This is a genomic window from Streptococcus oralis SK610, from assembly GCF_000257455.1.
Taxonomy (GTDB): domain Bacteria; phylum Bacillota; class Bacilli; order Lactobacillales; family Streptococcaceae; genus Streptococcus; species Streptococcus oralis_CB.
In genome coordinates this window covers 248,282-270,683 of record NZ_AJKQ01000008.1, presented here as the reverse complement: position 1 = coordinate 270,683, position 22,402 = coordinate 248,282, and the positions used below count along the sequence as shown (strand labels likewise).

21 protein-coding genes are annotated in these 22,402 nt (G+C 43.2%); 20 read left to right on the top strand and 1 reads right to left on the bottom strand.

Going from position 1 to position 22,402, the window contains the following annotated elements; translation table 11 throughout:
* Positions 1-51 precede the first annotated feature (51 nt).
* The 7 genes from murB to alaS all read left to right on the top strand — a co-directional run bounded on the left by murB (position 52) and on the right by alaS (position 8,261).
* Positions 52-957 (top strand): UDP-N-acetylmuramate dehydrogenase, encoded by a 906-nt coding sequence (murB, locus tag HMPREF1115_RS06030; protein ID WP_000111593.1) that lies wholly within the window; start codon positions 52-54, stop codon positions 955-957.
* A gap of 139 nt (positions 958-1,096) precedes the next feature.
* Positions 1,097-2,254 (top strand): ABC transporter ATP-binding protein, encoded by a 1,158-nt coding sequence (locus HMPREF1115_RS06025; protein ID WP_000742905.1) that lies wholly within the window; start codon positions 1,097-1,099, stop codon positions 2,252-2,254.
* A complete protein-coding gene (locus HMPREF1115_RS06020) occupies positions 2,235-3,041 on the top strand; it encodes an ABC transporter permease (protein ID WP_000754117.1) in 807 nt (268 codons plus the stop codon). The genes HMPREF1115_RS06025 and HMPREF1115_RS06020 overlap by 20 nt, the downstream gene beginning before the upstream one ends.
* On the top strand, positions 3,038-3,811 hold the full coding sequence (locus tag HMPREF1115_RS06015) for an ABC transporter permease (RefSeq protein ID WP_000712716.1): 774 nt from the start codon (positions 3,038-3,040) through the stop codon (positions 3,809-3,811). Before HMPREF1115_RS06020 ends, HMPREF1115_RS06015 begins: the two co-directional genes overlap by 4 nt.
* Positions 3,808-4,878: an ABC transporter substrate-binding protein gene (locus HMPREF1115_RS06010; protein ID WP_000737937.1), complete on the top strand. Its 1,071-nt coding sequence runs from the start codon at positions 3,808-3,810 to the stop codon at positions 4,876-4,878. Before HMPREF1115_RS06015 ends, HMPREF1115_RS06010 begins: the two co-directional genes overlap by 4 nt.
* Positions 4,879-5,135: 257 nt before the next feature.
* Positions 5,136-5,621: an LURP-one-related/scramblase family protein gene (locus tag HMPREF1115_RS06005; protein WP_000847081.1), complete on the top strand. Its 486-nt coding sequence runs from the start codon at positions 5,136-5,138 to the stop codon at positions 5,619-5,621.
* 21 nt (positions 5,622-5,642) lie between these two features.
* Complete coding sequence (gene alaS / locus HMPREF1115_RS06000; protein WP_000811709.1) at positions 5,643-8,261, top strand: alanine--tRNA ligase; 2,619 nt, start codon at positions 5,643-5,645, stop codon at positions 8,259-8,261.
* A 90-nt stretch (positions 8,262-8,351) separates the two neighbouring features.
* On the opposite strand, the gene HMPREF1115_RS05995 is transcribed toward alaS, so the two are convergent.
* Positions 8,352-9,800, bottom strand: coding sequence for an alpha-amylase (locus tag HMPREF1115_RS05995; protein ID WP_001181027.1), 1,449 nt, complete (start codon positions 9,798-9,800; stop codon positions 8,352-8,354).
* A 272-nt stretch (positions 9,801-10,072) separates the two neighbouring features.
* On the opposite strand from HMPREF1115_RS05995, the gene HMPREF1115_RS05990 reads away from it, so the two are divergent.
* The 13 genes from HMPREF1115_RS05990 to HMPREF1115_RS05930 all read left to right on the top strand — a co-directional run bounded on the left by HMPREF1115_RS05990 (position 10,073) and on the right by HMPREF1115_RS05930 (position 22,402).
* Positions 10,073-11,236 (top strand): class I SAM-dependent rRNA methyltransferase, encoded by a 1,164-nt coding sequence (locus tag HMPREF1115_RS05990; protein ID WP_001013407.1) that lies wholly within the window; start codon positions 10,073-10,075, stop codon positions 11,234-11,236.
* A complete protein-coding gene (gene aroD, locus HMPREF1115_RS05985) occupies positions 11,233-11,910 on the top strand; it encodes a type I 3-dehydroquinate dehydratase (RefSeq protein ID WP_000767778.1) in 678 nt (225 codons plus the stop codon). The genes HMPREF1115_RS05990 and aroD overlap by 4 nt, the downstream gene beginning before the upstream one ends.
* On the top strand, positions 11,900-12,754 hold the full coding sequence (locus HMPREF1115_RS05980) for a shikimate dehydrogenase (protein WP_000762498.1): 855 nt from the start codon (positions 11,900-11,902) through the stop codon (positions 12,752-12,754). Before aroD ends, HMPREF1115_RS05980 begins: the two co-directional genes overlap by 11 nt.
* Positions 12,755-12,772: 18 nt before the next feature.
* Positions 12,773-13,840, top strand: a complete 1,068-nt coding sequence (gene aroB / locus HMPREF1115_RS05975; protein ID WP_000702133.1) for a 3-dehydroquinate synthase — start codon at positions 12,773-12,775, stop codon at positions 13,838-13,840.
* A 9-nt stretch (positions 13,841-13,849) separates the two neighbouring features.
* Positions 13,850-15,016, top strand: a complete 1,167-nt coding sequence (aroC, locus tag HMPREF1115_RS05970; RefSeq protein ID WP_001269875.1) for a chorismate synthase — start codon at positions 13,850-13,852, stop codon at positions 15,014-15,016.
* A 9-nt stretch (positions 15,017-15,025) separates the two neighbouring features.
* Positions 15,026-16,129, top strand: a complete 1,104-nt coding sequence (locus HMPREF1115_RS05965) for a prephenate dehydrogenase (RefSeq protein WP_001140855.1) — start codon at positions 15,026-15,028, stop codon at positions 16,127-16,129.
* A 9-nt stretch (positions 16,130-16,138) separates the two neighbouring features.
* Complete coding sequence (locus HMPREF1115_RS05960) at positions 16,139-16,477, top strand: YlbF/YmcA family competence regulator (protein WP_000065998.1); 339 nt, start codon at positions 16,139-16,141, stop codon at positions 16,475-16,477.
* Positions 16,478-16,567: 90 nt separating this feature from the next.
* Positions 16,568-17,851 carry a 3-phosphoshikimate 1-carboxyvinyltransferase gene (aroA, locus tag HMPREF1115_RS05955; protein ID WP_000769895.1) on the top strand — a complete coding sequence of 428 codons (1,284 nt, stop codon included), beginning with the start codon at positions 16,568-16,570 and terminating at the stop codon, positions 17,849-17,851.
* On the top strand, positions 17,844-18,320 hold the full coding sequence (locus HMPREF1115_RS05950) for a shikimate kinase (protein WP_001151362.1): 477 nt from the start codon (positions 17,844-17,846) through the stop codon (positions 18,318-18,320). The genes aroA and HMPREF1115_RS05950 overlap by 8 nt, the downstream gene beginning before the upstream one ends.
* On the top strand, positions 18,317-19,165 hold the full coding sequence (pheA, locus tag HMPREF1115_RS05945) for a prephenate dehydratase (RefSeq protein ID WP_000686447.1): 849 nt from the start codon (positions 18,317-18,319) through the stop codon (positions 19,163-19,165). Before HMPREF1115_RS05950 ends, pheA begins: the two co-directional genes overlap by 4 nt.
* Positions 19,162-20,457 (top strand): LCP family protein, encoded by a 1,296-nt coding sequence (locus tag HMPREF1115_RS05940; RefSeq protein WP_000032320.1) that lies wholly within the window; start codon positions 19,162-19,164, stop codon positions 20,455-20,457. Before pheA ends, HMPREF1115_RS05940 begins: the two co-directional genes overlap by 4 nt.
* 143 nt (positions 20,458-20,600) lie before the next feature.
* On the top strand, positions 20,601-21,437 hold the full coding sequence (locus HMPREF1115_RS05935) for a LicD family protein (protein ID WP_001281449.1): 837 nt from the start codon (positions 20,601-20,603) through the stop codon (positions 21,435-21,437).
* A complete protein-coding gene (locus tag HMPREF1115_RS05930) occupies positions 21,434-22,402 on the top strand; it encodes a glycosyltransferase family 2 protein (RefSeq protein ID WP_000971788.1) in 969 nt (322 codons plus the stop codon). Before HMPREF1115_RS05935 ends, HMPREF1115_RS05930 begins: the two co-directional genes overlap by 4 nt.

The following is a 22,402-nucleotide window of genomic DNA, read 5'->3' as shown; positions in this document are numbered from 1 at the left end:
ATGTCTCTAAAAATGGTATAATGGAATGAATTTTGAAAAAGGAAGAGTGACATGTCAGTAAAAGAAAAAATGCTTGAAATCTTAGAAGGAATCGATATTCGTTTTAAGGAACCCTTGAAGACCTATACCTATACAAAGGTAGGAGGTCGAGCAGATTACCTAGTTTTGCCACGCAATCGCTATGAGATGGCCCGTGTCGTTCAATTTGCCAATCAAGAGAATATTCCATGGATGGTGCTTGGGAATGCCAGCAATATCATCGTTCGTGAAGGTGGAATCCGTGGTTTTGTCATCTTGTGCGATAAGCTTAATAACGTTTCGGTTGATGGCTATACCATCGAAGCAGAAGCGGGTGCTAATTTGATCGAGACAACACGTATTGCCCTTCGTCATAGTTTGACTGGTTTTGAGTTTGCTTGTGGCATTCCAGGGAGCGTCGGCGGTGCAGTCTTTATGAATGCGGGTGCTTACGGAGGAGAGATTGCTCACATCTTGCAGTCTTGTCAAATTTTGACCAAGGAAGGGGAAATCGAGACCTTGTCAGTCAAGGACTTGGCTTTTGGTTACCGCCATTCAGCTATTCAGGATTCTGGGGCCATTGTCTTGTCAGCTAAATTTGCCCTAGCTCCAGGAAATCATCAGGTTATTAAGCAGGAAATGGATCGCTTGACTCACCTTCGCGAACTCAAACAACCTCTAGAATACCCATCTTGTGGTTCAGTCTTTAAGCGTCCAGTCGGGCATTTTGCAGGACAATTGATTTCAGAAGCTGGTTTGAAGGGCTACCGTATCGGTGGTGTCGAAGTCTCAGAAAAACATGCAGGCTTTATGATTAATGTAGCCGATGGGACTGCAAGAGATTATGAAGACTTAATTGAGTCTGTCATTGAAAAAGTTAAAGAACATTCAGGTGTTACCTTAGAGCGAGAAGTTCGTATCTTGGGTGAACACGAATAACATTATTTTTACATAGCATTCAAAGATTGGGATTTTATCGCTAAATGAGGTTTAGGTCAATTTATTTCCTACGCTTGTGTCTAGCATTCTAACAAGGTCCCAATCTGTTAATTTACGAAGAAGAAGGAATTTAGAGGAATTGAAAAAACCAATTATTGAATTCAAAAACGTCTCTAAAGTTTTTGAAGACAGCAATACCAAGGTTCTTAAAGACATTAACTTTGAGTTGGAAGAAGGGAAGTTCTACACTCTTTTAGGCGCATCTGGTTCAGGAAAATCAACCATACTGAACATCATTGCAGGTTTACTGGATGCGACGACAGGGGATATTTTACTGGATGGGGTGCGGATCAATGACATCCCAACTAATAAACGAGATGTCCATACCGTCTTCCAATCCTATGCCTTGTTTCCACATATGAATGTGTTTGAAAATGTTGCCTTTCCACTCCGCTTGCGTAAAGTCGACAAGAAAGAAATCGAACAACGTGTAGCGGAAGTTCTCAAGATGGTTCAGTTGGAAGGTTATGAAAAACGTTCCATCCGTAAACTCTCTGGAGGACAACGTCAGCGTGTGGCTATTGCCCGTGCCATTATCAACCAGCCCCGTGTGGTCTTGCTGGACGAGCCTTTATCAGCGCTGGACTTGAAATTGCGAACAGACATGCAGTACGAACTGCGTGAATTGCAACAACGATTGGGAATTACCTTTGTCTTTGTCACTCACGATCAGGAAGAAGCTCTTGCCATGAGTGACTGGATTTTCGTTATGAACGACGGCGAGATTGTTCAGTCTGGAACACCTGTGGACATCTATGATGAGCCGATCAACCATTTTGTTGCCACCTTTATCGGTGAGTCCAACATCTTGCCAGGAACCATGATTGAGGACTACTTGGTTGAGTTTAACGGCAAACGCTTTGAAGCGGTCGATGGGGGGATGAAGCCAAATGAGCCTGTTGAGGTTGTCATTCGTCCAGAGGACTTGCGCATTACCCTTCCTGAAGAAGGCAAGCTCCAAGTTAAGGTTGATACCCAGCTCTTCCGTGGGGTTCACTACGAGATTATCGCCTATGACGAACTTGGAAATGAATGGATGATCCACTCGACTCGTAAGGCCATTGTGGGTGAGGAAATCGGTCTGGACTTTGAACCAGAAGACATCCACATCATGCGTCTCAACGAAACCGAAGAAGAGTTCGATGCACGTATCGAGGAGTACGTAGAAATCGAAGAGCAAGAAGCAGGTCTGATAAACGCGATCGAGGAGGAAAGAGATGAAGAAAACAACCTCTAAACTCTTTGTAGTGCCCTATATGCTTTGGATCGCCCTCTTTGTTCTCGCACCCTTGGTCCTGATTTTTGGACAATCCTTTTTCAACATCGAAGGGCAGTTTAGTTTAGAAAATTATAAATCTTACTTTGCGTCACAAAATTTGACCTATCTTAAAATGAGTTTCAACTCTGTGCTTTATGCAGGGATTGTCACCTTGGTAACACTGCTCATCAGCTATCCAACAGCCCTCTTTTTGACTCGTCTCAAGCACCGTCAACTCTGGCTTATGCTGATTATTTTGCCAACTTGGATCAATTTGCTCCTCAAGGCCTATGCCTTTATCGGAATTTTTGGTCAAAATGGCTCTATTAATCAATTCCTAGAATTTATTGGAATCGGTTCGCAGCAGTTGCTCTTTACCGATTTCTCCTTTATCTTTGTCGCAAGTTACATCGAGCTTCCATTTATGATTTTGCCGATTTTCAATGTCTTGGATGATATGGACAACAATCTTATCAATGCCAGCTATGACCTCGGTTCGAGCAAGTGGGAAACTTTCCGCCATGTCATCTTCCCTTTATCGATGAACGGGGTGAGAAGTGGGGTTCAGTCCGTCTTTATTCCTAGCTTGAGCCTCTTCATGCTGACACGTTTGATTGGTGGGAACCGCGTTATCACGCTGGGAACGGCTATTGAGCAGAACTTTCTAACCAATGACAACTACGGTATGGGTTCTACCATCGGTGTGATCCTCATCCTGACCATGTTTCTCACCATGTGGGTGACCAAGGAAAGGAGAGAACGATGAAAAAATTTGCCAATCTCTACCTAGCCTTTGTCTTTATCATCCTTTATTTGCCGATTTTTTACTTGATTGGCTATGCCTTTAATGCTGGCGATGATATGAACAGCTTTACAGGCTTTAGCTTGAGCCATTTTAAAACCATGTTTGGTGATGGTCGCCTCATGTTGATCCTCACCCAAACCTTTTTCTTGGCCTTTTTATCAGCCTTGATTGCGACCATTATCGGGACTTTTGGTGCTATCTATATCTACCAGTCTCGTAAGAAATACCAAGAAGCCTTTTTATCACTCAATAATATCCTCATGGTTGCGCCTGACGTTATGATTGGTGCTAGCTTCTTGATTCTCTTTACCCAGCTTAAGTTTTCACTTGGCTTTTTGACGGTTCTATCTAGTCATGTGGCTTTCTCAATTCCTATCGTGGTCTTGATGGTTTTGCCTCGTCTCAAGGAGATGAATGATGACATGATTCATGCGGCCTATGACTTGGGAGCCAGCCAGTTTCAGATGTTCAAGGAAATCATGCTTCCTTACCTGACACCGTCTATCATTGCAGGTTATTTCATGGCCTTCACCTATTCGCTAGATGACTTTGCCGTGACCTTCTTTGTCACAGGGAATGGCTTTTCGACTCTCTCGGTTGAGATCTACTCTCGTGCTCGTAAGGGAATTTCGCTAGAAATCAATGCCCTCTCTGCCCTTGTCTTTCTCTTTAGTATTATCCTAGTTGTTGGCTATTACTTTATCTCACGTGAGAAGGAGGAGCAAGCATGAAAAAACTCTATTCATTTTTAGCAGGAATTGCAGCGATTATCCTTGTCTTGTGGGGAATTGCGACTCATCTAGATAGTAAAATCAATAGCCGTGATAGTCAAAAACTGGTTATCTACAACTGGGGTGATTATATCGATCCCGAACTCTTGGAGAAATTCACAGAAGAAACAGGAATCCAAGTACAATACGAGACCTTTGATTCCAATGAAGCCATGTATACCAAGATTAAGCAAGGTGGAACGACCTACGATATTGCCATCCCGAGTGAGTACATGATCAACAAGATGAAGGACGAAGACCTCTTGGTACCACTCGATTATTCAAAAATTGAAGGAATCGAAAATATCGGACCTGAGTTCCTCAACCAGTCTTTTGACCCGGGCAACAAATTCTCCATTCCTTATTTCTGGGGAACTTTGGGAATCGTCTACAATGAAACCATGATAGATGAGGCGCCTGAGCATTGGGATGACCTCTGGAAGCCAGAATACAAGGATTCCATCATGCTCTTTGATGGGGCGCGTGAGGTGCTGGGACTCGGGCTTAACTCACTTGGTTACAGTCTCAACTCCAAGGATCCTCAGCAGTTGGAAGAGACAGTGGATAAGCTCTACAAATTGACTCCAAATATCAAGGCCATTGTGGCAGACGAGATGAAGGGTTACATGATTCAGAACAACGCTGCTATCGGTGTGACTTTCTCTGGGGAAGCCAGCCAGATGTTGGAGAAAAATCCTAACCTCAAGTATGTCGTTCCGACAGAGGCCAGCAACCTTTGGTTTGACAATATGGTCATTCCAAAAACCGTGAAAAATCAAGATGCCGCCTATGCCTTTATCAACTTTATGTTAAAACCCGAAAATGCTCTCAAAAATGCGGAGTATGTAGGTTACTCAACACCAAACCTACCAGCCAAGGAAATGCTCCCAGAGGAGACTCGTGAGGACAAATCCTTCTATCCAGACGCTGATACCATGAAACACCTGGAAGTTTATGAGAAATTTGACCATAAATGGACAGGAAAATATAGCGACCTCTTCCTACAGTTTAAAATGTATCGGAAGTAGGAGATATGCTTTCTTGTCAGCTTTCCTAGTTGACGCAGAACCCAAAAAACGATATAATAATAAAGTTGAGAATTGATTTTCAATCAACTTAGTCCAGAGAAATGGCGGTGCTGCGAGCCATCTAAGGTAGGAAGTCATGCTACTCAATCAGACAATTGCATAAGAATAAGAGAATGACAAGTTCATTGAATGAAGGTGGTACCGCGGTTTTTCGCCCTTCGTGATATGGACTTGTCTTTTGATTTTTGGAGGTGTTTATGAAGACATTTCTCGTGAAACAAAAGTTTCGTCTTGGAGGCGAACGCTTCGATATTAAAGATGATAGAGGAGTAGTAAATTATCAGGTAGAGGGCTCTTTCTTCCAAATTCCTAAGACCTTTACCATCTATGACGCCTATGGTGAGCAAGTCAGTGAGATTAGTAAAGAATTTTTCACTTTGCTTCCTCGCTTTACTATCCAGTTACGAAACGGTTCCAATTTCGTCATTCGTAAGAAGTTGACTTTCTTTCGAGATAAGTATGAGTTTGATGATCTCGGGCTTCGTATCGAGGGCAATATCTGGGATTTAAATTTCAAATTGCTAGATGATCGCGATCAGCTGATTGCAGAAATTAAGAAGGAACTTTTCCATCTGACCTCTACCTATACCGTAACGGTTCTGGAGGATTCTTATGCAGACCTGGTCATTTCCCTCTGTGTCGCGATTGACTATGTGGAAATGCTGGAAAGCCAATCAAATTAAACAAGTAAATAAGGAGATATTATGAAACAACTATCTAGTGCTCAAGTTCGCCAAATGTGGCTTGATTTCTGGGCAAGTAAAGGCCACTCTGTCGAACCATCAGTCAGCTTGGTTCCTGTAAATGACCCAACTCTTTTGTGGATTAACTCTGGGGTAGCAACCCTTAAGAAATACTTTGACGGAACCATTATCCCTGAAAATCCACGTATTACCAATGCGCAAAAAGCTATCCGTACTAACGATATTGAAAACGTAGGGAAGACTGCGCGCCACCATACTATGTTTGAAATGTTGGGGAACTTCTCTATTGGTGATTATTTCCGTGATGAAGCCATCACTTGGGCTTATGAGCTCTTGACAAGCCCAGAATGGTTTGATTTCCCAGCTGAAAAACTTTATATGACCTACTATCCAGACGATAAGGATTCTTATAACCGCTGGATTGAAGTAGGAGTGGACCCAAGCCACTTGATCCCAATCGAAGACAACTTCTGGGAAATCGGTGCTGGACCTTCTGGACCAGATACAGAAATCTTCTTTGACCGTGGAGAAGCCTTTGACCCAGAAAATATTGGAATTCGTCTCCTTGCAGAAGATATCGAAAACGATCGTTACATCGAAATCTGGAACATCGTTTTGTCACAATTCAACGCTGATCCAGCTGTTCCTCGTAGCGAGTACAAGGAATTACCGCATAAGAACATTGATACGGGCGCTGGTTTGGAGCGTTTGGTGGCAGTCATCCAAGGGGCTAAGACAAACTTTGAAACGGACCTCTTCATGCCAATCATTCGTGAAGTTGAGAAATTGTCTGGTAAGGTTTATGACCAAGATGGCGACAACATGAGCTTTAAGGTCATTGCTGACCATATCCGTTCTCTTTCATTTGCCATCGGTGATGGTGCCCTTCCTGGAAATGAAGGTCGTGGTTATGTTCTTCGTCGTTTGCTCCGTCGTGCTTCTATGCACGGTCAAAAATTGGGTATCAACGAGCCTTTCCTTTACAAACTGGTTCCAACGGTTGGAAAAATCATGGAAAGCTACTACCCAGAAGTGCTTGAAAAACGTGACTTTATCGAGAAAATCGTGAAGAGCGAGGAAGAGTCATTTGCCCGTACTCTTCACTCAGGTCAACACTTTGCAGAAACCATTGTAGCTGATTTGAAAGCGAAAGGCCAAAACGTTATTGCGGGGCAAGATGTCTTCAAACTCTACGATACATACGGATTCCCAGTTGAATTGACAGAAGAAATCGCTGAAGAAGCTGGGATGACTGTCGACCGTGAAGGTTTTGAAGCAGCCATGAAAGAGCAGCAAGAACGTGCGCGTGCGTCAGCTGTCAAAGGTGGCTCAATGGGAATGCAAAATGAAACCCTTCAAAACATTACAGTGGAAAGTGTCTTCAACTACAATGCCAGCCAATTGCCTTCTAAGTTGGTGGCTATCGTAGCGGACAATGCTGAAGTAGAAGCTGTTTCAGAAGGAACTGCCTCTCTCATCTTTGCAGAGACTCCATTCTACGCTGAAATGGGTGGACAGGTTGCTGACCATGGTCAAATCTTGGATGCAGCAGGGAACCTTGTAGCGACTGTAACGGACGTGCAAAAAGCACCAAACGGACAAGCTCTTCATACTGTCGAAGTTCTTGCACCACTTGCTTTGAATCAAGAATATACCTTGGCAATCGATACTAATCGCCGTCACCGTGTCATGAAAAACCACACAGCGACTCACTTGCTCCATGCGGCTCTTCACAATATCCTTGGCCACCATGCAACTCAAGCAGGATCTCTGAACGAAGTAGAATTCCTACGCTTTGACTTCACTCACTTCCAAGCCGTAACTCCTGAAGAGTTGCGCGCCATTGAACAGCAAGTCAATGAGAAAATCTGGGAAGCAATTGCAGTAGAGACTATTGAAACAGATATTGATACGGCTAAAGAAATGGGAGCTATGGCCCTCTTTGGTGAGAAATACGGTAAAGAAGTCCGTGTTGTGACTATCGGTGACTACTCTGTGGAACTCTGTGGTGGTACCCACGTTGGCAACACTTCTGAAATTGGCCTCTTCAAGATTGTCAAAGAAGAAGGGATTGGTTCAGGAACTCGTCGTATCTTGGCAGTGACTGGTAAAGAAGCCTTTGAAGCCTACCGTGAACAAGAAGACGCTCTTAAAGCTGTTGCATCAACTCTTAAAGCACCTCAACTCAAGGAAGTACCTCACAAGGTTGAAGGCCTTCAAGAGCAACTCCGTCAATTGCAAAAAGAAAATGCAGAATTGAAGGAAAAAGCAGCAGCTGCAGCGGCAGGTGATGTCTTTAAGGATGTGAAGGAAGTCAACGGACACCGTTACATTGCAAGCCAAGTTTCTGTATCAGATGCAAGTGCCCTTCGTACCTTTGCGGATAACTGGAAACAAAAAGACTACTCTGATGTGCTTGTTCTAGTTGCCGCTATTGGTGACAAAGTCAATGTCCTCGTAGCAAGCAAGACTAAAGATGTGCATGCAGGAAACCTTGTCAAAGAATTGGCTCCAATCGTTGATGGACGTGGTGGTGGTAAACCAGACATGGCCATGGCAGGAGGAAGCAACCAAGCGAAAATCCAAGAACTCTTGGATGCAGTAGCAGGTAAATTATAAGAAAACATTTAGGATCTATCCACTTGGGTAGATCTTTTTGCATACACAAAAAAGCCAAATCCGGTTGGATTTGACTTGTACCTGATAGGTTTATTTTTCTGCCCAGACACTGACTGAACCCGCTGCTACTGGAAATTCTCCATAACCTTCAGCATTGATTGTAACTTGTGCTGGATGATTTTCAAGGAGGTCAACAAAGGTCTGCTCAGCCCATTCTTGGCCGACAAACATAGATTTGCTGTTTTCTTGGTCATTGGAGATAAGGACAGCGATTGGAGATTGATGTTCAGCACCTGAACGGACCCATCCGATACAGTTGGCATCGTCAAAGTAGTCTGTTTGCTCTCCATAGGCTAAATCTTTTCGGATGGCTAGGAGACGGTCAAGAACTTCTTTGAAATCTTGTTGAGCAAATTGCCCTGAAATACCGTAATAGTCGCCGTAAAAGACACATGGAAGGCCATTTTGGCGTAATAGAATGAGGGCATAAGCTGCTGGTTTGAACCATTCTTCAACGGTAGACTCAAGAGCCTGACCACGTTGGGTATCGTGGTTGTCGACAAAGGTTACAGCCTTGTCAGGCTTGAGTTCAACCAAGCTATCTGTGAAAATGTTACGAAGGTCGTAGCTTGCTCCAGCATGGCCAGCTTCAAAGAGGTTTTGGTGGAGGCGAACATCGACAAGGTCAAAACGTTCTTCTATTTTCTCGAGATAGTCTAGATTGGCTTCCTTGTCTGGGTTCCAAAATTCCCCAAAAACATAGAAATCTTGACCGTATTTTTCCTTCATATCACGGATGAAATTGCCCATAAAGAAGGAGTCGATGTGCTTAACGGCATCCAAGCGGAAACCTGCCACTCCAGTCGTTTCCATGAACCAGTCAGCCCAGTCATAGATGTTTAGGATGACTTCAGGATGCTTAAAGTCTAGGTCGGCATACATGAGGTAGTCGTAGTTACCGTTTTCGTTATCGACCAATTCCTCATTTGCCCAACCTTTATTGTCCCCCTGGATCAGGTAAATACCAGATTTACGGCGCTTTGCATCGTAGTCCGTACCTGTGAAGTGGTACCAGTGCCAGTGGAAGTCATTGTAGGTGTCTTGGCGACCATCGAAGGTGAAGTGAGTCCAGCCATTGATAGTAAAGGGCTCGCTTAGTTGAACGGTACGATCCTCAGGATCCACTTCAATAACCAGAAAGGCTTCCATGTGATCGGCAGCAGCCTTGTGATTGAGCACCACATCGGCCATAGGTTGAATTCCCTGTGCCTTTAGGGCTTGAATGGCTTGAAGATAGTCTTCTTTAAACCCATACTTGGTACGGACAGTCCCTTTTTGGTGAAATTCGCCTAGGTCAAAAAGATCGTAAACACCATAGCCGACATCTTTTTCGTTAGTCGCCTTGAAGGCAGGTGGCATCCAGACATGGCTGATACCAAGGTTTGCTAAGTGTTCTGCGTCATTTGTCAGTCGAGCCCAGTGTTGGCCGTCGTGAGGCAAATACCATTCAAAGTATTGCATAAGTGTCTGATTTTGCATGATTTTTCCTCTTACTTGTCAATGTTGTGTTTTATTCTACCATAAAGTTTAGAACTAGGCAAACGTTTGCGCAAGATTCTATACTCATTTCTGTTTTTGTCTATTTTTAGCGAATAAAATCTCTCTTTCCATTATAAGGGAAAGGATGTTTTGGTGGAAAAGTAAATGGAATAAACTTATTTGAACCAAAATGACACTCAGTAAACTAAAGTACAACTGGTTAAACGGTTTCTTTTTTGAGAATTGTCACAAAATTTGCTATAATAGTAGCTATGAATGGAATTAGGGTCAGCAGACGCGTTGAAAAAAAGCTAGCTAAGGGTCTAGTTCTTTTGGAAGCGAGTGATTTAACAGATATTGAACTGACGGATCAGGCAGTAGAAGTTCTTAGTCAAGACGGGAAGTTTTTAGGGAGTGCCTATCTTTCTCAGCAGAACAAGGGCATTGGCTGGTTGGTCAGCAAGGAAAAAGTTCGTTTCAATCAAGCTTTTTTTGAAATCCTGTTTCGTAAGGCTAAGGAAGCTAGAAAGCCTTATTATCAAGATGACTTGACTACTACCTTTCGCCTTTTTAACCAAGAGGGGGATGGTTTTGGTGGTCTGACTATTGATCTCTATGGAGATTATGCTGTCTTTTCTTGGTACAACTCCTTTGTTTACCAGATTCGTGAGCTGATCGTAAAGGCTTTTAAGGAAGTTTTTCCTGAGGTCTTGGGGGCTTATGAAAAGATTCGTTTTAAAGGTCTAGACTACGAGTCTGCCTATGTTTATGGTGAGGAAGCGCCAGATTATTTTACTGTTCTTGAGAATGGCGTGCTCTATCAAGTCTTTATGAATGATGGCTTGATGACCGGGATTTTCCTAGACCAGCATGAGGTTCGTGGGAGTCTGGTTGACGGTCTAGCCATGGGCAAATCCTTGCTCAATATGTTTTCCTATACGGCGGCCTTTTCAGTTGCTGCAGCTATGGGAGGTGCGAGTGAGACGACTTCTGTCGACTTGGCCAAACGGTCTAGAGAGCTGTCAGAAGCTCATTTTCAGGCAAATGGACTCAGCATGGACAATCATCGTTTTATAGTCATGGATGTCTTTGAGTACTTCAAGTATGCCAAGAGAAAAGGCTTGACCTATGATGTGATTGTTCTTGATCCACCAAGCTTTGCCCGCAATAAAAAACAAACATTCTCTGTAGCTAAGGACTATCACAAGTTGATTTCCCAGAGTCTAGAGATTTTAAATCCGGGAGGCATTATCATTGCCAGTACCAATGCTGCCAATGTTTCCCGCCAGAAATTTACAGAACAAATTGATAAAGGTTTTGCAGGAAGAAGGTATCAGGTCTTGAACCAATACGGACTTCCAGCAGACTTTGCCTATAATAAAAAAGATGAAAGCAGTAATTACCTCAAGGTGATTAGTATGAAGGTTAGTAGATGAAATTAATCGTTTCAGTAATGCCAAGAAGTTTAGAAGAAGCGCAAGAACTGGATGCCACTAGGTATGAAGATGCCGATATCATTGAGTGGCGTGCGGACTTTCTTACAAAGGACGCTATTTTACAGGTAGCACCCGCTATCTTTGAGAAATTTGCAGGACGCGAACTTGTCTTTACCCTTCGGACCCGCGCTGAGGGAGGAGAAATCGAACTTTCCTCAGAAGAGTATGTTCAAATCATTAAGGAAGTTACTCAGCTTTATCAGCCGGATTATGTAGATTTTGAGTATTTCAGCTACAAAGACGTTTTTGAGGAAATGTTGGATTTTCCAAATCTCGTATTGAGCTATCATAATTTCCAGGAGACACCTGAAAACATGATGGAAATTTTGTCTGAGTTGACCAGTCTCTCTCCGAAAGTGGTCAAGGTATCAGTTATGGCCCATACGGAGCAGGATGTTTTAGACCTGATGAATTACACTCGAGGATTCAAAACACTCAACCCTGAGCAAGAGTACGTGACCATTTCCATGGGGAAAATGGGCAAGGTATCCCGTATCACTTCAGATGTGACGGGTTCGAGTTGGTCATTTGCTAGTCTGGATGAAGCGAGTGCCCCAGGTCAGATTTCGCTATCAAACATGAAGAAAATCAGGGAGATTTTGGATGAAGCTTGATGGCTATACACGTTTAGCTGCAGTTGTTGCCAATCCCATCAAACACTCTATTTCACCCTTCATCCACAATAGGGCCTTTGAGGCGACAGATACCAATGGTGCCTATGTAGCTTGGGAGATTGAAGCGGGTGATTTGGCAGAAACAGTTGCTAATATTCGACGTTACCAGATGTTTGGCATCAACCTGTCTATGCCTTACAAGGAGCAAGTGATTCCTTATCTGGATGAGTTGAGTGATGAAGCTCGTTTGATTGGGGCAGTCAACACAGTTGTCAATCATAATAGCACTTTAATTGGATATAATACAGATGGCAAGGGATTTTTTAAGAGCTTGCCTTCTTTTACAATCTCGGATAAGAAAATGACCATTCTGGGCGCAGGTGGTGCGGCCAAATCCATTTTAGCGCAAGCTATTTTGGATGGAGTCAGTCAGATTTCAGTCTTTGTTCGTTCAGTTTCCATGGAAAAAACAAGACCTTACCTAGACAAGTTGCAGGACCAAACAGGATTTAAAGTGCACTTGTATGCTTTAGAAGATGTTTCTGAACTGCAATCAAGGATTGCCAAGTCGGACCTGCTCGTCAATGCGACTAGTGTGGGAATGGATGGCAAATCATCCCCAGTTCCTGAAAGCATAGTCTTACCAGAAACTCTATTGGTGGCAGATATTATTTACCAACCCTTTGAGACGCCATTTTTGAAATGGGCTAGAAGTCAGGGCAATCCAGCTGTCAATGGTCTAGGAATGTTGCTCTATCAAGCTGCTGAAGCTTTTCAACTGTGGACAGGTAAAGAAATGCCGACAGACGAGATTTGGCAGTCCTTAACAGAAAAATATAAATAGTGAAAAGGAGACCCTCCTATGAAAATCAGAATCGATATTCCGCATCATCCTTATGATATTCAGATTGAAAAAGGTTGTCTAGCTCAGGCTGGTCAATGGTTGCGAGAACTCTGGCAACCTCAAAAAGTGGTCATTGTAACCGATAACCATGTAGCTTCTCTCTATGCAGAGAAGGTTAAACTCAGCCTAGAAGATGCTGGTTTTCAGGTAGCTGTTTTTGACTTTTTAGAAGGCGAAGAACGAAAAAATTTAACGACTGTTCAGAAAGTCTATGAATTTTTAGTCAAGCAAGGTCTGACTCGTAGCGATGGGATTGTGGCTCTTGGTGGTGGTGTCGTTGGGGACCTGGCTGGTTTCGTAGCCTCTACCTATATGCGGGGGATTCACTTTGTTCAGATTCCGACTAGTTTGACTGCCCAGGTTGATTCTTCTATCGGTGGAAAGACGGGTGTCAATACTCCTTTTGCTAAAAATATGGTGGGAACTTTTGCACAACCAGATGGGGTTCTGATTGACCCGCTGGTCCTTGAAACACTCGGAAAAAGAGAGTTGATTGAAGGGATGGGTGAGGTTATCAAGTACGGCTTGATTGAGGACCCAGAACTTTGGGCTCTCTTGACGGAGCTGGATGGTTCTGTAGAGAGCATTTTGGAACATGCAGAGACCTTGATTGAACATTCTTGTCAGGTGAAGCGCAAGATGGTGGTCGAAGATGAGTTGGATAACGGTGTTCGGCTTTACCTCAACTTTGGGCACACTATTGGTCATGCCATTGAAGCGACGGCTGGTTATGGAAAAGTCATGCATGGCGAGGCTGTGGCCATGGGAATGGTGCAGATTTCAAAGGTTGCTGAGGAAAAAGGCCTTATGCCAGCTGGCATAACTCAGTCCATTACAGATATGTGTCAGAAATTTGGCTTGCCTGTTGACTATGAAAACTGGGATGTTGACAAGCTTTATCAGGCTTTGACTCATGATAAAAAAGCGCGTGGCAATACTTTGAAATTGGTCTTGGTGCCAGAGCTTGGTTCGGCAACCATTCATCCAGTTTCTCTGGAAGAGATGAAAGACTACTTGGTAAAATAAGGAGAGCCTATGAGATATTTAACTGCGGGAGAATCACACGGACCCCGTCTGACGGCTATTATTGAAGGAATTCCAGCGGGACTTCCTTTGACAGCTGAGGATATTAATGGGGACCTTAAACGCCGTCAGGGTGGCTACGGTCGTGGTGGCCGTATGAAAATTGAGAGTGATCAGGTTATCTTTACTTCTGGTGTTCGTCACGGGAAGACGACAGGGGCTCCTATTACCATGGATGTCATCAATAAGGACCACCAAAAATGGCTGGATATCATGTCTGCAGAGGACATTGAAGACCGCCTTAAAAGCAAGCGGAAAATCACTCATCCTCGTCCAGGTCATGCCGATTTGGTTGGGGGTATCAAGTACCGTTTTGACGATTTGCGAAATTCTTTAGAACGTTCATCAGCTCGTGAAACAACCATGCGAGTAGCAGTTGGAGCAGTAGCCAAACGACTTTTGGCTGAGCTAGATATGGAGATTGCCAACCATGTCGTGGTCTTTGGTGGCAAGGAAATCGATGTACCTGAAAATCTGACAGTTGCGGAGATTAAAGAACGAGCTGCCCGGTCTGAAGTTTCTATTGTCAACCAAGAACGGGAGCAAGAAATCAAGGACTATATTGACAAAATCAAACGTGACGGTGATACCATTGGTGGGGTTGTGGAGACAGTCGTCGGAGGCGTACCAGTTGGTCTTGGTTCCTATGTCCAATGGGACAGAAAATTAGATGCGCGATTGGCCCAAGCAGTTGTTTCTATCAATGCCTTTAAAGGGGTGGAATTTGGTCTCGGCTTTGAAGCTGGTTACCGAAAAGGCAGCCAAGTTATGGATGAAATTCTCTGGTCTAAAGAAGACGGATATACTCGTCGTACCAATAATCTAGGTGGTTTCGAAGGTGGTATGACCAACGGGCAACCCATCGTTGTTCGAGGTGTCATGAAACCCATTCCCACTCTTTATAAACCACTTATGAGTGTGGATATCGAGACTCACGAACCTTACAAGGCAACTGTGGAAAGAAGTGATCCGACCGCTCTTCCAGCAGCAGGTGTGGTCATGGAAGCTGTTGTGGCAACGGTTCTGGCGCAGGAAATTCTTGAAAAATTCTCATCGGACAACCTAGAGGAATTAAAGGAAGCGGTAGCCAAACACCGTGAGTATACAAAGAACTATTAAGGAGTTCCTATGGCAAAAACAGTCTATATAGCAGGTCTTGGATTGATTGGAGCTTCTATGGCCCTAGGTATCAAGCGTGATCATCCTGATTATGAAATTCTAGGTTATAATCGCAGTCAGGCTTCTAGAGATATTGCCTTGAAAGAAGGTATGATTGACCGTGCGACGGATGATTTTGCCAGTTTTGCTCCTTTGGCAGATATCATCATCTTGACCTTGCCAATCAAGCAGACCATTGCTTTTATTCAGGAGTTGGCAGGTTTGAACTTGAAAGAAGGCGTCATTATCTCGGACGCGGGCTCAACCAAGTCAGCCATTGTGGAAGTTGCTGAGGAATACTTGGCTGGCAAGTCAATTCGTTTTGTCGGGGCTCATCCTATGGCTGGTAGCCACAAGACAGGAGCTGCCTCTGCGGATGTCAATCTCTTTGAAAATGCCTACTATATCTTTACTCCATCTAGCTTGACCACTCCAGAAACCCTTTCAGAAATGAAGGACCTACTTTCTGGTTTACATGCTCGTTTCATTGAAATTGATGCCAAGGAGCACGATCGAGTGACTTCACAGATTAGTCATTTTCCACATATCTTGGCATCAGGTCTCATGGAGCAAACAGCTATCTATGCTCAAGAACATGAGATGACAAGGCGCTTTGCGGCTGGTGGTTTTCGAGATATGACTCGAATTGCAGAGAGTGAACCAGGTATGTGGACTTCTATTCTTTTGTCCAATCGCGAGACCATCCTAGAGCGGATTGAGGATTTCAAGGAACGCTTAGATGGGATTGGTCAGGCTATTAGCAAGGGGGAAGAAGAGCAGATTTGGAACTTTTTCAACCAAGCGCGTGAGCAACGTCAGGCCATGGAAATCCATAAACGTGGAGGCGTGGACAGTTCTTATGACCTCTATGTTGATGTTCCCGACGAGGAAGATGTTATCTTGCGGATTTTGGAATTACTTCGTGGAACTTCTTTGGTTAATATCCACATCAATGAGGAAAACCGTGAGGATGTTCACGGGATTCTACAAATTTCATTTAAAAATGCTCAAGATTTAGAACGAGCCGAGCACCTAATAACAGAAAATACCGACTACACAGTCGTCATCAAATAAGGAGAAATCATGTCAAATATTTACGATACTGCAAATGAACTCAGTCGCGGTCTACGCGAATTACCAGAATACAAGGCGGTCAAGGTAGCAAAAGATGCCATCCAAGCTGATGAACAAGCTAGCAAGATTTTTGCAGACTACCTTGCTTTCCAACAAGAAATCCAAGTCATGGCGCAAACGGGACAAATGCCAGACGCCTCTTTCCAAGAAAAGATGCAGTCTTTCAGTAAGCAAATCCAAGAGAACGCTCTTTTGTCAGATTTCTTTGCCAAACAGCAACAATTGTCCATTTACCTTTCGGACATTGAGAAAATTGTCTTTGAACCTGTTTCAGAATTATTGAAATAGTATTTTATCTGTATAAAAGCCAGAAATTTCAGGAATTTCTGGCTTTTTTGTGATAAAATAAGAAAAAGTATTGCAAGTATGAGGTCAACTATGAAACTAAAAACAAACATTCGCCACTTACATGGCAGTATCCGGGTTCCAGGTGACAAGTCTATCAGCCATCGTTCGATTATTTTTGGAAGTTTGGCTGAGGGCGAAACTAAAGTTTATGATATTCTGCGTGGAGAGGATGTACTTTCAACCATGCAGGTTTTTCGTGACCTTGGTGTTGAAATTGAGGATACAGACGGTGTGATTACCATTCAAGGTGTAGGCATGGATGGCTTAAAAGCTCCGCAAAATGCTCTTGATATGGGAAATTCTGGAACCTCGATTCGCCTGATCTCAGGTGTCCTTGCTGGTGCAGACTTCGAAGTAGAGATGTTCGGAGACGACAGTCTTTCTAAACGTCCTATGGACCGTGTGACGATTCCATTGAAAAAAATGGGTGTCAGCATTTCGGGGCAAACAGAGCGAGACCTGCCTCCTCTTTGCTTAAAAGGAACGAAAAATTTAAAACCGATTCACTATGAGTTGCCAATCGCCTCTGCGCAAGTCAAGTCTGCCTTGATATTTGCAGCCTTGCAGGCTCAGGGGGAGTCCGTGATTATCGAGAAAGAATGTACTCGTAACCACACCGAAGATATGCTACAGCAATTTGGTGGCCATTTAAGTGTGGATGGCAAGAAAATCACAGTTCAAGGACCGCAAAAACTGATTGGACAAAAGGTAGTTGTTCCAGGAGATATTTCCAGTGCAGCCTTTTGGTTGGTCGCTGGTTTGATTGTTCCAAACTCTCGTGTGGTGCTGCAGAATGTGGGCATCAATGAAACGCGTACTGGTATTATTGATGTCATTCGATCCATGGGAGGAAGATTGGAAATAACTGAAATTGACCCAGTTGCTAAATCAGCAACCCTGACTGTCGAGTCTTCAGACCTGAAAGGAACGGAGATAGGTGGAGCCTTGATTCCACGTTTGATTGATGAATTGCCTATTATTGCTCTTCTCGCGACACAAGCACAAGGTGTAACGGTCATTAAGGATGCTGAGGAACTCAAGGTCAAGGAAACAGACCGCATTCAGGTGGTGGCAGATGCTTTAAATAGCATGGGGGCGGATATCACTCCTACAGCAGATGGGATGATTATCAAAGGAAAATCAATCCTTCATGGCGCTAGAGTTAATACGTTTGGTGACCATCGAATCGGAATGATGACAGCCATCGCAGCTCTCTTGGTTGCTGATGGAGAAGTGGAACTTGATCGTGCTGAAGCCATCAATACCAGCTATCCTAGCTTCTTTGATGATTTGGAGACTTTGATTCATGGCTAAGGTATTACTCGGATTTATGGGGGCTGGCAAGTCTACAATCGCTAGAGGCTTGGATCCAGACTACATCGATATGGATGCCTTAATCGAGGAACGTTTGGGCATGTCCATTGCGAATTTTTTCACTGAAAAGGGAGAAGATACCTTTCGTCAAGTAGAGTCAGAAGTCCTAGCTGACTTACTAAAAACGGACCGAGTTGTGTCAACTGGCGGAGGGGTTGTCATTTCTCGAAGAAATCGTGACTTGCTCAAAACCAATCCTGATAACATCTACCTAAAAGCAGATTTTGAAACCCTCTACCAACGTATCGCAGCTGATAAGGACCATCAGCGCCCGCTGTTTCTAAATAATAGTAAGGAAGAACTAGCAGCTATTTTCCATGAAAGACAAGCTTGGTATGAGGAAGTAGCCAGTCGGGTTTTGGATGTGACCAAGTTAAGCCCAGAGGAAATTATAGAGGAACTGAGATGAAAATTGCTTATCTAGGTCCCAAGGGATCTTTTTCGCATCATGTTGTGCAGACAGCCTTTCCCACAGAGGAATTGCAGGCTTTTTCCAATATCACAGATGTTATCAAGGCCTATGAGCAAGGTTTGGTGGACTATTCTGTTGTACCAGTTGAAAACTCCATTGAAGGTAGTGTCCATGAAAGCTTGGATTACCTTTTTCACCAGGCTCGCATCCAAGCAGTTGCAGAAATTGTTCAACCCATTCACCAGCAGCTGATGGTGGTTCCAGGTCAGTCAAAAATTGAGAAGATTTTTTCCCATCCTCAGGCTCTGGCTCAAGGAAAGAAATTCATCGACAAACACTATCCAGAGGCTAAAATTGAGATAACAGCCAGTACCGCCTATGCAGCTCGCTTTATTTCGGAACATCCAGATCAGCCTTATGCAGCCATTGCTCCTAAAAGTTCAGCTGAAGAATATGGCTTGGAATTAATTGCCGAGGATATTCAGGAGATGGAAGCCAATTTCACACGTTTTTGGGTGTTAGGGGCAGAGATACCGAAGATTCCTTTGAACTCACAAGCTGAAAAAATGAGTTTGGCCTTGACCTTACCAGACAACCTACCTGGTGCTCTTTACAAGGCACTTTCGACTTTTGCTTGGAGAGAGATTGACTTAACAAAGATTGAAAGTCGCCCCCTTAAAACAGCCTTGGGAGAATACTTTTTCATTATCGATGTAGACTATAGTGATAAAGAACTGGTTCATTTTGCCAGACAAGAACTAGAAGCTATTGGAATCCAGCACAAGATACTGGGAACCTACCCGATTTTTACCATAACTGATATAGAAAAGGAGAGTCAATGAGCAAAGAAAATCCTTTAAGTCATCACGAGCAGTTACGTTATGACTATCTCTTCAAAAATATTCATTACCTCAACGACCGTGAACGGAGGGAATTTGATTATCTGCAACAGAAAATGGCAGGTCCCAAGTCTGAAGTTCACCATTTCCACCAAGAAGAAAAAGAAGAAACTTGGGGTAGAGATATTGATCTTCCGACTTATGGCAGTAGAAGCCGGTCTAAGAAACGTGAAAAGGTAGCTCCTCAACCTAAAGTCAAAAAGAAAAAGAGAAGAATTCGCTTCAAACGAATACTGACTTGGTTCTTGCTGTTGATTACATGTGTAGTTGTAGGTATGATTTTTATGTTTCTTCGAGGGTTCCAGTCAGCAGCCAATCCAACAAATAAACCAGCTGACGCCAAGGCAGCTCAAGTAGAGGTCTTTAACGGTCAGGATACCAAAGATGGTGTGAATATCCTAGTCTTGGGGACAGATGGCCGTATCGGTCAAAATAGTGCGGAGACCCGTACTGACACAATCATGGTACTGAATGTCAGTGGATCGGATAAGAAGATTAAACTAGTCAGCTTTATGCGTGACAACTTAGTTTATATCGACGGGTACAGTAAGATTGTAAATGGACAGAAACAGACGGATAACAAACTAAATGTTGCCTATGAACTTGGGGAACAAGAAGGGCACAAAGGGGCAGAAATGGTCCGCAAGGTTCTAAAAGACAACTTTGACTTGGATATTAAGTACTATGCCCTAGTTGACTTCCAAGCCTTTGCGACAGCTATTGATACCCTCTTCCCTGACGGAGTAACGATTGATGCTCAATTCTCAACATTGAATGGTCAACCTTTGACAGAAGCCACAGTTGGAGATGACCTTCATGCAACAGAGACAGAGTCCCCAACTCAAACTATCAAAGTTGGAAAACAGCAGATGAATGGCTCCACCTTGCTGAACTATGCTCGCTTCCGTGATGATGATGAGGGAGACTATGGCCGTACCAAACGTCAGCAACAAGTGATGTCAGCTGTTCTTGAGCAGATCAAAGATCCAACCAAACTCTTTACAGGATCTGAGGCACTTGGAAAAGTCTTTGCGATGACTTCAACAAATCTACCATATAGCTTCTTGTTGACCAATGGTTTATCTGTCATAGAAGGCGCTCAGAATGGTATCGAAAGATTAACTGTTCCCGAACTTGGTGACTGGGTAGACGCTTATGATGTCTATGGTGGGCAAGGTCTTCTAGTCGATCAAAATAAATACCAGACCAAACTCGCCCAAATGGGAATGAGATAGAATACTATAAAAAAATCAAAGTTTGAATCACTAGTGAAAAAGTGGTTTAGGCTTTGATTTTTCTTAGTATCTGATGGATTTTTAGGGCTTTTTTATGGTATAATAAAACGATATAACTCGTTATTGTACAGAAGAGGAGAGACATGAGTGATTTGAAAGCGATTCAGGCTCGTAGTCTGGAAATGGCTGAATATTTCGTCGCATTTTGTAAAGAACATGATTTGTTGTGCTATCTCTGTGGTGGAGGAGCTATTGGTGCCCTTCGCAACAAGGGCTTTATTCCTTGGGATGATGACCTAGACTTTTTCATGCCTCGCAAGGACTATGAAAAATTAGTTGAACTATGGCCTCGTTATGCAGATGAGCGTTATTTCTTGTCAAAGAGTAACAAAGATTTTGTAGACCGTAACCTTTTTATTACCATTCGAGACAAGGAAACAACTTGTATCAAGCCTTATCAAAAGGATTTGGACTTGCCACACGGTTTGGCTTTGGATGTTTTGCCTTTAGATTATTATCCGAAAAATCCAGCTGAGCGTAAGAAACAGGTTCGTTGGGCCTTGATTTATTCACTCTTTTGCGCCCAAACTATCCCAGAAAAGCATGGTGCCATCATGAAATGGGGAAGTCGCACCTTACTCGGTCTGACTCCAAAATCTCTACGTTATCGCATTTGGAAAAAAGCTGAAAAAGAAATGACCAAGTATAGTCTGGTTGAGAGCGATGGCATTACGGAATTATGCTCAGGTCCTGGTTACATGAGAAACAAGTACCCAATCGCATCCTTTGAAGAAAATCTTTTCTTGCCATTTGAAGGAACCGAGATGCCCATCCCAGTCGGCTATGACGCCTATCTCAGCACTGCTTTTGGGGATTATATGACACCGCCGCCAGCGGACAAGCAAGTACCGCATCATGATGCCATTATAGCAGACATGGACAAGAGCTACACAGAGTACAAGGGAGAATATGGAGCATGATGGGAGAAAAAATAAGCGTTATCGTTCCGGTCTACAATGTAGAAGCCTATCTGGAGAAGTGTGTAGAATCCATTTTGAAACAAACCTATACCAACTTGGAAATTCTTCTTGTCAATGATGGTTCGACGGATAATAGTGGAGAACTGTGTGATCAATTAGCTCAAAGAGATCAACGGATTCGTGTCATTCACAAGGAAAACGGTGGCTTGTCTGATGCTCGAAATAGAGGGATTGAAGAGGCAAGTTCTGATTTGATCGGTTTTATCGATAGTGATGATTACATTGACGAAGATATGTATGAGACTCTTTACCGTCAAATGCTTGAATCCAATGCTGATCTTTCTATGTGTGGACATTATGATGTCTACCACCAAATTCCAGAAAAGCAAGTTGCAGCGATTCAGACTTGGGAATTAACTCCCCAAGAGGCCATTAAAATGGTCATGGAAGCTAAAATTCTCTCGGTCACAGCTGTCAACAAACTTTATAAAAAAGAACTCTTTGAACAACTACGATTTGAAATTGGCAAAATAGCAGAAGATGCCTTTATTATGATTGCCTTGATTCATCAATGTCGCAAGGTTGTTGCAACAAATAAAAAAAAATACTACTATGTTCACCGTGAAAATAGTATCACGACTCAAAAATTCTCCTTGAAATTTTTAAACGTTATTGAGGCTTATGAGCAAAACGCAAATATTATCAGAGAGAATTATCCTGAACTAGCAGATGTTGCAACCATGCGTTTAAACTGGGCTTACTTCTATGTATTGGATAGGCTCCTGATTGATGCAGATTTTAAGGATAAGGTCTTAGAAGACCGTTTGATTGCCTATCTAAGGAAAAACACAAAGTACATTCTTTCAGATAGTCGTTTTACAAGAGCAAGAAAAGTGAGTTTCTTAGCTTTGTGCTTGAGTCGAAAATTGTATACGAAAATCTTGCTTATACAAACTAAGCGTTAG